General features: G+C 72.2%; 11 protein-coding genes. 5 read left to right on the top strand and 6 right to left on the bottom strand.

Annotated features, from left to right (window positions below):
* Positions 1 to 6: 6 nt before the first annotated feature.
* From OHA11_RS45035 to OHA11_RS45010, 6 genes are all read right to left on the bottom strand, one after another.
* Complete coding sequence (locus OHA11_RS45035) at positions 7 to 1,854, bottom strand: carbohydrate-binding protein (RefSeq protein WP_266508117.1); 1,848 nt, start codon at positions 1,852 to 1,854, stop codon at positions 7 to 9.
* A gap of 174 nt (positions 1,855 to 2,028) precedes the next feature.
* Positions 2,029 to 3,213, bottom strand: coding sequence for an ROK family transcriptional regulator (locus tag OHA11_RS45030; protein WP_266508116.1), 1,185 nt, complete (start codon positions 3,211 to 3,213; stop codon positions 2,029 to 2,031).
* 172 nt (positions 3,214 to 3,385) lie between these two features.
* Positions 3,386 to 4,876, bottom strand: coding sequence for an aminotransferase class V-fold PLP-dependent enzyme (locus OHA11_RS45025; protein ID WP_266508115.1), 1,491 nt, complete (start codon positions 4,874 to 4,876; stop codon positions 3,386 to 3,388).
* Between the two features lie 226 nt (positions 4,877 to 5,102).
* Positions 5,103 to 5,888 carry a DeoR/GlpR family DNA-binding transcription regulator gene (locus OHA11_RS45020; RefSeq protein ID WP_266508114.1) on the bottom strand — a complete coding sequence of 262 codons (786 nt, stop codon included), beginning with the start codon at positions 5,886 to 5,888 and terminating at the stop codon, positions 5,103 to 5,105.
* Positions 5,889 to 5,940: 52 nt separating this feature from the next.
* Positions 5,941 to 6,996: a 4-hydroxythreonine-4-phosphate dehydrogenase PdxA gene (pdxA, locus tag OHA11_RS45015; RefSeq protein ID WP_266508112.1), complete on the bottom strand. Its 1,056-nt coding sequence runs from the start codon at positions 6,994 to 6,996 to the stop codon at positions 5,941 to 5,943.
* Positions 6,993 to 8,477 (bottom strand): four-carbon acid sugar kinase family protein, encoded by a 1,485-nt coding sequence (locus tag OHA11_RS45010; protein ID WP_266508111.1) that lies wholly within the window; start codon positions 8,475 to 8,477, stop codon positions 6,993 to 6,995. The genes pdxA and OHA11_RS45010 overlap by 4 nt, the downstream gene beginning before the upstream one ends.
* Positions 8,478 to 8,689: 212 nt before the next feature.
* Here OHA11_RS45010 and OHA11_RS45005 point away from each other — a divergent pair, with 212 nt between their 5' ends.
* The 5 genes from OHA11_RS45005 (at position 8,690) to OHA11_RS44985 (ending at position 12,202) form a co-directional block, all read left to right on the top strand.
* Positions 8,690 to 9,040, top strand: coding sequence for a hypothetical protein (locus OHA11_RS45005; RefSeq protein WP_266508110.1), 351 nt, complete (start codon positions 8,690 to 8,692; stop codon positions 9,038 to 9,040).
* On the top strand, positions 9,037 to 10,017 hold the full coding sequence (locus OHA11_RS45000) for an aldo/keto reductase (protein ID WP_266508109.1): 981 nt from the start codon (positions 9,037 to 9,039) through the stop codon (positions 10,015 to 10,017). Before OHA11_RS45005 ends, OHA11_RS45000 begins: the two co-directional genes overlap by 4 nt.
* A 177-nt stretch (positions 10,018 to 10,194) precedes the next feature.
* On the top strand, positions 10,195 to 10,992 hold the full coding sequence (locus OHA11_RS44995) for an HpcH/HpaI aldolase/citrate lyase family protein (protein WP_266508108.1): 798 nt from the start codon (positions 10,195 to 10,197) through the stop codon (positions 10,990 to 10,992).
* The gene (locus OHA11_RS44990) at positions 10,989 to 11,255 is read left to right on the top strand and encodes a hypothetical protein (protein ID WP_266508107.1); all 267 of its coding nucleotides are present in this window, start codon (positions 10,989 to 10,991) and stop codon (positions 11,253 to 11,255) included. Before OHA11_RS44995 ends, OHA11_RS44990 begins: the two co-directional genes overlap by 4 nt.
* Positions 11,252 to 12,202 (top strand): phosphoglycerate dehydrogenase, encoded by a 951-nt coding sequence (locus OHA11_RS44985; protein ID WP_266508106.1) that lies wholly within the window; start codon positions 11,252 to 11,254, stop codon positions 12,200 to 12,202. Before OHA11_RS44990 ends, OHA11_RS44985 begins: the two co-directional genes overlap by 4 nt.
* Positions 12,203 to 12,319: the final 117 nt, after the last annotated feature.

The raw sequence follows: 12,319 nt of genomic DNA, 5'->3' as shown, positions 1-12,319 counted from the left end.
CGGCGGTCAGGACGACTTGGGTACGTCGACGCGGTCGATGTCCGGGGCATAGCCGGAGCCACTGTCGAAGGTGATGGTGTTGGCGCCGGCCTTGAGGGAGACGGGCACGCTGACGGTCTCGGCGGTCCCCCAGTCCCCGGTGGAGGGGAACTTGTGGCGGGTCGCGTCGTTGCCGTTCGCGGAGACGTCGATCGAGCGGGCGTCACCGCTGACGTAGGCGACCTTGACCATGTACGTACCGGCCTTGGCGACGACGACGTCGTTGAAGCGGAGCTTGCCGCCGACGTAGAGGTTGCCGATCTTCTTGCCGCCCGAGCAGGCGGAGCAGTCGGCGACGACGGCGTTGCCACTGAGGGTGTTGGCGGACGACTCGGCCTCGTAGGCGGTCCAGGAGAGAGCGGCGCCGCGCGGGGTGACGGTGAACAGTCGGGAGCCGTGGGCGGGCAGGGCCTGCGTCACCTTGTTCTTGTGGGTACCGAGGTTCTCGCGGTTCCACAGGTCCCGTACGCCCGCGTTGCCGGTGAAGCCGAGGGTCGCCCAGTCGGCGGTGACGGCGGCGGGCGCGTCGGCGAGGTTGAACAGGGCCACGGTGTAGCTGCCGTCGGCGTTCTTGGCCGCCCAGACCTGCTGCGGGTCGGAGGGGGTGACCGGACGGGCGGGCGGGGTGCTGCCCTGGTTGAGGGCGATGACCTCGCGGTTGGTCAGCAGGGACACGCCGTAGGAGTCGAGCTTGGTGAGGTCGTCACCGGTGTAGAGCGGGGACTTGGCGATGGCCCACAGAGTCGCGTAGCTCTGTCGTTCCGCCTTGGTGAGGCCGTCCATCTGGCCGTTGCCGACGTCCAGGGAGTCCAGGTCGTTCCAGCCGCCGGGGCCTGCGTGGCGGGTCCAGCCGGCGGCGTCGTCCCAGCGGTCGTCGACCGAGTTCTCCCAGCTCACAAGGGTGTTGCAGTAGCACTCGACGTCGGTGTCGATGCGCCAGCCGTTGGAGTACTTCTTCCAGTCGGCGACCCGGCCGATGTCGAGCGACCAGGAGATCTCCAGGTGGATCGGGCGGCCCGTGGCGGCGATGGCCTTCTGCCAGGCGGCGACGTCGGCAACGTTGTCGTACTGGTCGCCGTTCTTGCCGGAACCCGGTCCGACCCCGTCGAGCTTGAGGAAGTCGTAGCCCCAGTCGGCGAAGAGCCGGGCCTGCGAGTCGACGTACTTCTGGGCGCAGGGGTTGGAGAAGTCGAGCTTGTAGGCGCTGTCCCAGCCGTTGGTGGTGCGCAGGTCGCCGTACACGATGTCAGCGGTCGTACAGCCCTCGGCGTTCCAGATGGGGGTCTTGCCCTCCCCGTACGCCTCCTTCTCCAGGCCGACGGGCAGGTAGATGCCCGCCTTGAGGCCCTTGCCGTGGATGTCGTCGGCGACGGGCTTCATGCCGCGCGGGAAGCGCCCCGGGTCCGCCTTCTGGCGGGCGTACTCGTCGAATCCGGGCTTCCAGTCCTTGGCGCGCCACCATCCGGCGTCGAGGTTGACGTACTCGTACCCGTACGGCTTGAGCTTGGCCGCCAGGGCGTCCGTCTGCTTGAGGACGTTCTTCTCGGTGAGGTAGCTGTAGTCGCCGTCGGGGTTGAGCCCGGGGTACTTCGAGGACTGCATGCTCCAACTCGACCAGCCCATGTACGGCTTGGCCGCGACCGCATCTGCCGCCGCGAGCGCCTCGGTTCCGGCGGTGGACGTGGTCGTCGACGTGGGGGTGGCGGCCTGGGCCGCCGGGAGGGCCGTCGCCATGGCCGCGGTGAGGGCCAGGACGAGCACGGCTCTGGTGGAGCGACGGGCGGGGGTTCCGGGAGCGTACGAGGATGACCGCATGGGTCGGACCTCCAGTGGTGGGTTCGGCGATGCGCGGGTGCGGTGGGGTGGGGTGGGGTGCGGTGGAGTGCGCGGTGTGCGGTGGGGTGGAGTGCGCGGTGAGGTGTGCGGTGGTGCGGGAACTTCCTTGGGGACCAAGGAGATTGACGGTTCGTCAGAAGGGAGGGCGGCGGCTCAGCCCTTGCCCCGGGTCGAGCCTCTGATGAAGGACTGGATGGCGGTGGCCGCGGCGCCGCGGGCCCACTCGTCGAAGGGCAACGGACGTGTCAGCAGGTCGCATTGGGCGGCCGTGCCGAAGGCCGACGCGGTGAAGGCATCGCGGATCTGCTCGGCGAACAGGTCGTAGGCGGCGAGGCCCTCGCCGGAGATGATCACGCGCTCGGGTCCCAGGAGGTTGGCGACGGTCGCGATGGCCCGGCCGATCGCGTCCCCCGCCCGCGCGTACGCCTCACGGGCGTCCGGGTCGCCCCGGCGGGCCAGGTCGACGGCCTCGGCGGCGTCGGCCACCGGGAGGCGGGTCGCCTCACGCACCGCGGCGACGATCGCGGGGTCCGCGGCGATGGCCTCGGCGCAACCGCGGTTTCCGCAGTGGCACGGCGGTCCCGTCGGGTCGATGACCACGTGCCCGATCTCGCCGGCCACCCCGTGCGCGCCCGAGACGACCTTCCCGTGCACGACGAGGCCGCAGCCGATGCCCGCGCCGACCGTGACCACCGCGAAGTCGGAGAGGCCGACGCCCGCGCCGAACCACTGCTCGGCGACGGTCAGGGCCCGGACGTCGTTCTCCACGGTGACCGGCAGTCCGGTCGTCGTCTCCACGAGTTCGGCGAGCGGAAGGTCGCGCCACTCCAGGAAGGGCGAGAAGCGCACCTCTCCGGCGGTGCGGTCCACATCGCCGGAGACGGCGACGCCGAGCCCCTGGACCTGAACGCCGAATCCGTCCGCCTCCGCGAGGAGTTCCTGCGCGAGGGCGGCGACCGCGGCGAGTACGGTCTTCGGTTCACGGCCGTCCAGGGGCACGTGCCGGGCGACGCGGATCCGGCAGCGGAGGTCCGTCAGCACGGCGATGATCTCGTCGCCGGTGATCTTGACGCCGATGAACAGGGCCCGTCCGCCGTCCACCCGTACGGGGTTGGCGGGCCGCCCCAGTGACGGGCGCGCCTCGTCGTCGGCGTCCTCCACCAGGTACCCGGCCGCGATGAGCGGCCGGACCGCCTTGGTGACCGCGGCCGCCGAAAGCCCCGCCCGGCAGGCCATGTCCGACCGGGTGAGCGGGCCGTGGGACAACACGGCGGTGAAGACCTGGGCAGCGGCAGGCGTATGAGCCGGGAACGCCTCCGTGCGGGGAGTCGAACGCATGCCCGGAACCTAGAGCCGTTCTTTTCCGCCGTCAATAAAAGAAGCAAGGTTCCTTTGAAGAGGGGGGATTTGACGCTTTCACCCTGCGGATACCCTCCATCACCGGACAGCGTTCCGGTACTTGCCCGGTACTTGCCCGGTACTCGCCCGGTACTCGCCCGGTGCGGCTGGTTCAGCAGCCCGCCCTTGCCTCCAGTCCGGCGACCCCGGGCACCCGGTCCCGATAGGTCTCCCGCACGAACGTCAGGAACGTCTCGATGTCCCTGGGCTGTGACGACAGGCCGAGCGAGATCCGGACCGCGCCCGCCGACGGCATGCCCAGCAGCTCCATGTACGCCTCCAGGGAGGCAGGTCGGCGGCCCGCGGCCGAGCGCAGTCGGCTCGGTGGCAGTGCGAACGCCGCCTCGCCCGCGCCGGGATTGCAGAAGCAGCCGGTGCGCAGCGAGATCCCGCGCCGGGCGCTGTCGCGGGTGACGACCCGTTCGTCGATGACCCGGCCGTCGGCACCCAGCAGGTTCAGCGCGACCGTTCCGCCCCGGGCGACGAGGCCGACAGGTCCGTACACCCTCACCAGCGGTGAGCCGTCGCTGTGGCGCAACGCCCGCAGGCCCGCGAGGAGTTGCCCGGTCAGCGCGGTGACGTGGGCGTGTACGCGGTCCAGGCCGATGGCGTCGATCCACTCCAGCCCGGCCGTCACGTCGGGGACGGACAGGAAGTTGACCGTGCCGTCCTCGAACGCCGCCTCGTCGTCCGCGAGGACATGCCACTGTGCCTGCGCGCTGGCCGCGTAGATCGTGCCGCCGGAGAACCAGGGGCGGCGCAGCCTCGCGAGCGCGTTCCGGCGTGCGATCAGGCTGCCGACGCCGGTGGGGTGGCCGAAGACCTTGTACCAGCTGACGACCGTGAAGTCGGGGTGATAGCGGCTCAGGTCGAGGGTGTTGGCGGGTACGTAGGCGGCCGCGTCGAGCAGGACGTCGTAGCCGCGCTCCTGGGCCGCCGCGATCCAGTCGAGCGGGTGCTGGACGCCGGTGAAGTTGCTCTGCGCCGGGTAGGCGAGCAGTCCGTGCCGGCGCTCACCGCCGCGCCCTCTCCGCAGGCCTAAACCGCGTCCGCGTCCGGAGCCGGGTCCAGGTCCGCGTTCGCGGGCGGGCAGGGCCGCGCGCAGCCGCTGCTCGTCCATCCTCAGCCCGGGGCCGCTCACCGGTACGTACGCGGTGGTCGCGCCACGCGAACGCGCGTACTCGCGCAAGCCGTTCACCGAGTTGTGGTTGTCCAGCGACATCACCAGTCTGCCGCGGCGGGTGAAGGGGTACGCCTCGCCGATCAGGCGCAGCGCGCCGGTCGCGTTGGGGGTGAAGATGACGGCGTACTCGGCCGGATCCGCGGCGAAGTGACGGAGCACCGCGTGGCGGGCCTGGGACAGCAGCAGCCCCGAGGCGCGGGAGGCCGGGCTCTCGGAGTGCGGGTTCCCGAAGAGGCCGCCGGTGATGCGGGCGGCGCTCCCCCGGACGAGCGAGGTCGGCGGGAGGCCCGCTCCCGTGTGGTCGAGGTAGGTGTGCCCGCCGGCGTCGAGGTAGTCGAAGTCCTGGTCCCGCAACTCCGCCAAGTCCCCCGCGTGCGCGTCGCCTTCGGGTATGTGGCCGGTGGTCTGTGCCTTGTCCACGGATCCTCCCCCATGGGGCCGGGCCGGTCCCCGGGTCCTGGAACCGGGCACGGTGTTCCCCACATCATGCTGCTGTCCGGCCCGGCGGGAAGGGGTTGCCGGGAAGGGATTGCCGGAACGGGGCTGCCGGGAATCGGCGCGAACGTGCCGCTCGGGCCGCGGCCGACGATGTCAGGTCAGGTCACGTCGGGTCAGATCGCGTCAAGTCAGGTCAGGGCATGCCAGGTCAGAGGGCACCAACGGGCTCGGCCAGGACGGTGTTCACTCCGCGCCCGCGCAGTTCGTCGAGGATGCCGGGGTCGGCCGTGTCGTCCGTGACCAGGGTCCAGCCCTCGGGGAGGGTGGCCCAGGCGTGGAAGGGGCGGCGGCCCAGCTTCGCGGCGTGGGCCAGTACGTAGACGTGGTCGGCGCGGCGGGCCATGAGTTCCTTCAGGCGGGTCTGGCGCAGGTCCGCCTCGCAGATCCCGTGCTCCGGCGAGACTCCGTCGGTGCCGAGGAAGACCCGGTCGAAGGTGAGCCGTTCGAGGGCGGCCTCGGTCAACGGGCCGACGAAGCCCTGGCTGAGCGGTCTGAGGGTGCCGCCGAGGCATTCGACGTGGACGGTCTCGACGTCGGCGAGTTCCTGAAGCGCCGTCAGTCCGGTGGTCGCGATGGTCACGTCCTTGGCCGTACGCAGTTCGTGTGCGAGCGCGCCGACCGTGGAGCCCGCGTCGAGCAGCAGGGTCTCGCCGGGCTGGACCTGGGCCGCCGCCCAGCGGGCGATGGCGCGCTTGGCGTCGTAGGCCTCGCCGGTGCGCTGGCGCAGCGAGGCCTCCGGGTGCGCGGACAGGGCCATCGCGCCGCCGTACGTACGGGCGAGCCGTCCGTCGGTGGTGAGCCTGGCGAGGTCGCGGCGGATGGTGGAGGCCGTGACGCCGAACAGCTGGGAGAGTTCCTCCACGCTGGTCAGGCCGGTGGTGGTGGCGAGCTGGACGATCCGGTCGCGCCGGGCCTTGGAGCCGATCGCAGACATCAGTCTCTGTCCTCTGGTGTCCTGTGGTGCCGATGGTGCCGACGGGCCGGGGTCAGCGGGCGGCGGCCGGAGCGGATGACATCTCGGCGGCCTGGCGCAGCGCCTCGACCATGCTACCGGCCTCGGCCCGGCCGGTTCCGGCGATGTCGAAGGCGGTGCCGTGGTCGACGGAGGTACGGATGACCGGCAGGCCCACGGTGAGGTTGACGCCCGCCTCGATGCCGAGGACCTTCACCGGGCCGTGGCCCTGGTCGTGGTACATGGCGACGATGAGGTCGTAGTCACCGCGGGCCGCGAGGAAGAAGGCCGTGTCGGCGGGGAGCGGGCCGCGCGCGTCGATGCCGTCGGCGCGCAGCACCTCCAGGGCCGGGACGATCTTCGTCTCCTCCTCGCCGTTGCCGAACAGGCCGTTCTCACCGGCGTGCGGGTTGATGCCGCACACACCGATCACGGGTGCCTCGACGCCGGCGCGGACCATCGCGTCGTGGCCGCGGCGCACGGTGCGCTCGACGAGTCCGGGCTCGATCCGGTTGACGGCGTCGATCAGACCGATGTGCGTGGTGACGTGGATGACCTTCACCTTGGGAGTCGACAGCATCATCGACACCTCCTCGACGCCGGTGAGATGGGCGAGGAGTTCGGTGTGTCCGGGGTAGAGGTGTCCGGCGGCGTGCAGGGCCTCCTTGTTGAGGGGGGCGGTGCAGATGCCGTGGACGTCGCCGTTCAGGGCGAGTTGGGCGGCGACCCGGACGTAGTGGTACGCGGCGTCGCCGGCCTTCGCCGAGAGGGCGCCCCAGGGGAGGTCGGGCGGGAGCAGGCCGAGGTCCACGACGTTGATGCGGCCGGGCGTGAACTCCGCCTGGGCGGGGCCGTCGACGGGCACGATGTCACAGGTGACGCCGAGGATGTCCGCGGCCTGGCGGAGGCGTGCGGCGTCGCCGACGACGACGGGGCGGCAGCCGCGCAGGGTGTCGGCGTTCAGCAGCGCCGGGACGATGACCTCCGGTCCGATGCCGGCGCCGTCGCCCATGGTCACCGCGATGATCGGGAGCGGGCGTCCGGCGGTGCCGGACTGCTCGGCGGGCGCGGCGGTGGGGGCTGCGTTCACGTGGGTTCTCCTAGCGGGGCGGGCGAAAGGGGTGGGGCGACCGGCTGGTCGGAGTGCGGCGTGTGGCCGGGGTGCGGCGTGAGGCCTGGCCGCAGTGCGCGGGCGATGCGCAGCAGTGAGTCGGTGTCGCCGTAACTGCCGGGGCGGGTGACGACGTGGCGGCCGTCGGCCGTGCGGGAGCGCACGGCGCCGTGATGGATCTGGTCGAGGGGCAGGAGTTCGCGGATGCCAAGGGCGTCGAGAACGCGGCGGGCTGTCTCGCCGCCGGTCAGGACCAGGTCGCTGTCGTGCGCGGCCTCGGTGACCGCGAGGACCAGACCCACGACCAGGTTGCGGGCCGCACCGGGATCGACGGCGTGGGTGCCGTCGATGCTGACGACGGTGATGCCGTCCGGCGTGCGGCCGTCTTCTGTACGGATGTTCAGGGTCGACCTGGTGGAGTGGTCGGTGAGGGTGTGCGCGGGCAGCGGGATGTGACGCGCACCGACCGCGACGAGTTGCGCGATCTGCGCAACGGCGGTGGGTTCTGCGGTGCCGACCACGACGAGCAGCGGTCTGGCCGGGGAGCGGTCCTGGTCGGCATCTGCGAGGCGATGCTGGTCGCCATCTGCCGGGCGATCCTGGTCTGGATCCGCGGGGCGGACCCTGGCGACCACTGTGCGACGGCCCCGCTCAGTAGTCTCCGTGCGGTGGCTCCGCTCGGCCTCCGTGGGACGGTCGCCGAGCGTTCCCGGGAGCAGCCCAGCGCCGTGCGCCGCCTCCTCCGCAACCGTCTCCGCCGCTGTCGTCGCCGCCGCCGCGAGCCTGCGTCCGAGTGCCGCCGCCAGCCCGCCCGTACCCATCAGCCGCATTCCCGGCCCGAGTTGAAGCGCGGCCTCGGCGATCGCGTCGAGGTCCGCGTCCGTCTCCGCGTCGCACACCGGGTGGTGGCCCTCGGCCACGAGCGCCCGCAGCCGGTCGTACAGCGCCGGTTCAGGCGCGCGTACCGTCGCCAGTGGCACCACCCGCGTCGGTACGCCGCCCAGGGCGGCCCCCACCGACACCGGCGCCGCTCCCGGCTCCGCGCGCCAGGCGTCGGTCGTGTGCAGCGCGGTGCCGTGCAGGTTGACGACACCCTCGCGCACGGTACGGCCGGCCACCGGCAGGGCGGGGGCGATCACGACACCCGTGGCGCCGGTCGCGTACGCGGCCGCCTCGGCGGCGAGGTTGCCCCGCAGCAGCGAGTCGATCTTCTTCAGGACCACGCCTCCGTCGGCGTACGCCAGCGCGGCCCGTACCACGTTCGCCGCGTCCTCCGGGGCCTGCTGCCGGGTGTCGAGGTCCAGCACGACCGACTCGCCGTCGCGGGGCGGTGCCGTGGTGGGGCCCAGCACGATCCGCCCGCGCAGGCCGAGCGCGGCCGCGGTCTCGGCGGCGCCGGACAGGTCGTCGGCGAGGGCCAGTACGCGGGGCGGGCGCCCCGGGCGGGTGGTGCGGGACACTCGAACCTCCTTCGGCGGGTACCTCGTCGGGCGGTCCGGAGCGGGAGGACGGCCTCGGCGCCGATGATGACACAGCCTGCGCGAAGTGCGCGAGACCTCTTGCGCACTTCACGCAAGCGTGCCACCTTTTCCGGCGCGACACCTGTTCGTCGCCCGGTGGCCGGGCGACGACAGCAGAGCCGGTCGCCCTCCAGAATCCGAGAAGGTCGACGATGACCCCAACTCCTCATCCCCTTCCCCCGCCAGGGCCGCCCAGCCACCGGACCGTGCTGCGCCGGACCGCGCGGCGCCGGGGCGCCCTCGGCGGTACGGGCGGCGGCGCCGTCGTTCCGCTGCCCGCCTCTGCCGCCCCCACCGGAGGGCCCGGCCCCAGCACGCTCGCCCTCGGACTCGGACTCGGACTCGGACTCAGCCTGAACCGCTCCCTGGTGAGTCTCGACAACAGGCTCAACCCGTTCGACGCCACGGTGATCGTGCGGCGCGCCGTGCGGCAGGCGCTCACCCACGCGATCGACGGCCGCCAGTCCATCGCTTATCCCGCACCGGAAGGAACCCGCTCGTGACCACCGGCATCACCCTGCCGAACATCCCCGTTCCGCTCTCCCGGCTCGTCCTGGGCACCATGACGTTCGGCGACACCGTGGACGCCTCCGGAGCGGCGGCCATGCTCGATGCCGCGCTCGACGCCGGCATCACCGGTGTCGACACGGCCAACGGCTACGCGGGCGGTGAGAGCGAGCGCATCCTCGCCGGGCTCCTGCCCGGGCGGCGCGACAGGATCGTCCTGGCGACCAAGGCCGGTATCCCGCACCCCGACCAGGGCGAGCACGCCCCGCTCTCCGCCGCCGGTCTGCGGGCCGCCCTGGAGGGCAGCCTCAAGCGGCTCGGCACCGACTCGGTCGACCTCTTCTACCTCCACCAGCCCGACCGTGCGACACCGCTCGCCGAAACCTTCGCCACCGTCGCCGAGTTCGCCGCCGAGGGCAAGATCCGCGCCCTCGGCGTGTCCAACTACGCGGCCTGGCAGATCTCCGAACTCGTGCGCACCGCCGACGAGGTGGGCGCGCCGCGTCCCGTCGTCGCCCAGCAGCTGCACAACCTGCTGGCGCGCCGTATCGAGGAGGAGTACGTCGAGTACGCCGCCGTGAGCGGCCTGCGCACGATGGTCTACAACCCGCTCGGCGGGGGCCTGCTGACGGGCCGTCACCGCTTCGAGCAGGCCCCGGAGTCGGGCCGGTTCGGGGATTCCACGGTCGCCGCGATGTACCGGGAGCGCTACTGGGACGAACGGCTCTTCTCCGCGGTCGACCGGCTCACCGCCGTCGCGACGGCCGCGGGCATTCCGCTCACCGACCTCGCCCTGCGCTGGCTCCTGAACCGCGACTCCACCGACGCGCTGCTGCTCGGCGGGTCGAAGACCTCGCATCTGCTCGCCAACATCGCCGCGGCGGGGGCCGGTCCGTTGCCGGCCGATGTGATGGCGGCTTGTGACGAGGTCGGGGCGGGGTTGCGTGGGCCCATGCCCGCGTACAACCGGTGACCGCCGCCCAGTGCTCCCGTCGACAGGTAGCACTCCGGGTGCGGGTCGTTTGTGGCTGGTCGCGCAGTTCCCCGCGCCCCTTACGGGGCGCCCCTCCACGGCCCCCTACCCCGACCAGGGGACTACCCGTCAGGCGCCCAAAATCGCTTGAACTGCACGAATCCTCAAGGAGCTGCCATGCCCTCCGCCTCCGCCAGTACTCCCGCCACGTTCGCAGCCGCATTGCGCGCCCGTGAACCGCTTGTCGGCTACTGGTCCGTCCTCGACTCGCCGGTCTCGACCGAACGCATCGCCCGCCTCGGCTACGACTATGTGGCGCTGGACGCCCAGCACGGGCTGCTGGAGTACGCGGGCGTGCTCGCCTCGCTGACCGCGATCGACACGAAGGGGTCGACCGCTGTCGGCCTGGTCCGGGTCGAGGCCAACGACCCGATGCCGATCGGCAAGGCGCTGGACGCGGGCGCGGCCGGTGTCATCGTCCCGCTCGTCGACAACGCGCGGGACGCCGCCGACGCGGTGGCCGCCGTACGCTATCCGCCGCTCGGCAAGCGCTCGTACGGACCGATGCGTTCGGGCCTGCGCATCGGCCCCAACCCGGCCGACGCCCACGCGCAGACCGTGGTCCTTGCGATGATCGAGACCGCCCAGGGCCTCGCCAACGTGGACGAGATCTGTGCCACCGACGGTCTCGACGGGGTCTACATCGGCCCCTCCGACCTGCGCTTCGCACTCGGCGGAGCCACCTCCACGGACCCCGCGGTCGCGGACGAGTTCGAGGCCGCGCTGGTCAGGGTGCGAGAAGCCGCCGCCACCACCGGAATCGCCGTCGGCATCCACAACCCGGACGGCGCGAGCGCCGCCAAACGGCTCGCCGAGGGCTTCACGTACGTCACTGTCGCCTGCGATCTCGTCCACCTGGAGCAGGTCGCGGGCCAGCATCTCAGCGCCGCGCGTACGGCCGGGCCGACCCGATGACGGCACAACCGGCCCGCGCCGACGGCGCCGTGCGCCCGCGTCCCACCACCGTCCCCGGCCGCGCCCTGGCCAAGCTGTCGCCGCCGACCGCGCACATCCACGCCTCCGCTCTCACCTCGCGCCGTGACCCGAAGACCGGTGGCGGCCACTGCCTGGCCAAGAACTCCGGCACCCTCCCCAGCACGTGCGGCCGTCACCGCCGCCGCACGATCAAGTGCCTCCGCCTCAGCCCGACTTGGGCGGACCGGGAGGTTCCCGTATGACGACGACGCTCATCACCACTCCGACCTTCTCCCGGCACTCCCCCGAACCCTGGCGGATCCTGGAGCGGGCGGGCGCGGGCCCGGTGCGCCCGTACGAGGAATCCGCCCTGCCTGGCAGCGAGTTGCGCGAGCGGATCGGCGAGGTCGACGCGCTGGTGGTCGGTATGGATGACATCACCGCCGACGTGATCGACTCGGCCGACCGGCTCAAGGTCATCGCGAAGCACGGCGTCGGCGTCGACACCATCGACCTCGCCGCCGCGCGGGCCCGTGGCATCCCCGTGGTGTGCGCGCCCGGCAGCAACTCCCGGGCGGTCGCCGAGTTCACCTTCGGCCTCATCCTGGACGCCGGCCGCCGCATCACCGCTTCCCATCAGCGGGTGGCGCACGGAGAGTGGCCCAAGCTGTTCGGCGGCGAACTCGCCGGAAAGACCCTGGCCGTGGTGGGCTTCGGCCGTATCGGACGCCTGCTGAACGGCTATGCCCTCGCCTTCGGCATGTCGGTGCTCGCCCACGATCCGTACGTCGACGACGCCGACATCCGCTCGTCCGGCGCCTCGCCCGCCCCACTGGACGACTGCCTGGCCCGTGCCGACGTCGTCAGCCTGCATCTGCCCGCGACGTCCGGCGCGGGCCCGCTCCTGGACCGCCGCCGGCTCGCCGCCATGAAGCCGGGCGCACTGCTGGTGAACGCCGCCCGGGGCGGCCTCGTCGACGAGGAGGCACTCGCGGCACTCCTCGTCGAAGGCCACCTCGGCGGAGCCGCCCTCGACGCCTTCGCACACGAGCCCCTCGGCGACAGCCCGCTGCGCACCGCCCCGAACGTCCTGCTCACCTCGCACATGGCGGCGTGCAGCCACGAGGCCAACCGCACGATGGGCGCGATGGTCGCGGAGGACGTCGTACGGGTCCTCGCGGGCCGGCCCCCGCTGCACCCGGCCCCCTGAACCGCTCCCCCTCCCCGAAGCCCGGGCCCAAACCAAACCTGAGCCGGAACCCGAGCCCAAGCCAACGTCCAAGCCCAAGCCGACGTCCAAGCCGAAGTCGAAGTCGGAGCCGAAGCC

This window comes from Streptomyces sp. NBC_00878, from assembly GCF_026341515.1.
Lineage (GTDB): Bacteria > Actinomycetota > Actinomycetes > Streptomycetales > Streptomycetaceae > Streptomyces.
The sequence above is the reverse complement of the archived record's forward strand: the minus strand, read 5'-3'. Positions and strand labels throughout refer to the sequence as shown.

Bases quoted from the DNA above. Each gene is read 5' to 3' on its own strand.
- OHA11_RS45020 (WP_266508114.1), bottom strand. From the start codon at position 5,888: ATGTCTGCGATCGGCTCCAAGGCCCGGCGCGACCGGATCGTCCAGCTC.
- OHA11_RS45030 (WP_266508116.1), bottom strand. From the start codon at position 3,213: ATGCGTTCGACTCCCCGCACGGAGGCGTTCCCGGCTCATACGCCTGCC.
- OHA11_RS44995 (WP_266508108.1), top strand. From the start codon at position 10,195: ATGCCCTCCGCCTCCGCCAGTACTCCCGCCACGTTCGCAGCCGCATTG.
- OHA11_RS44985 (WP_266508106.1), top strand. From the start codon at position 11,252: ATGACGACGACGCTCATCACCACTCCGACCTTCTCCCGGCACTCCCCC.
- OHA11_RS44990 (WP_266508107.1), top strand. From the start codon at position 10,989: ATGACGGCACAACCGGCCCGCGCCGACGGCGCCGTGCGCCCGCGTCCC.
- OHA11_RS45035 (WP_266508117.1), bottom strand. From the start codon at position 1,854: ATGCGGTCATCCTCGTACGCTCCCGGAACCCCCGCCCGTCGCTCCACC.
- OHA11_RS45005 (WP_266508110.1), top strand. From the start codon at position 8,690: ATGACCCCAACTCCTCATCCCCTTCCCCCGCCAGGGCCGCCCAGCCAC.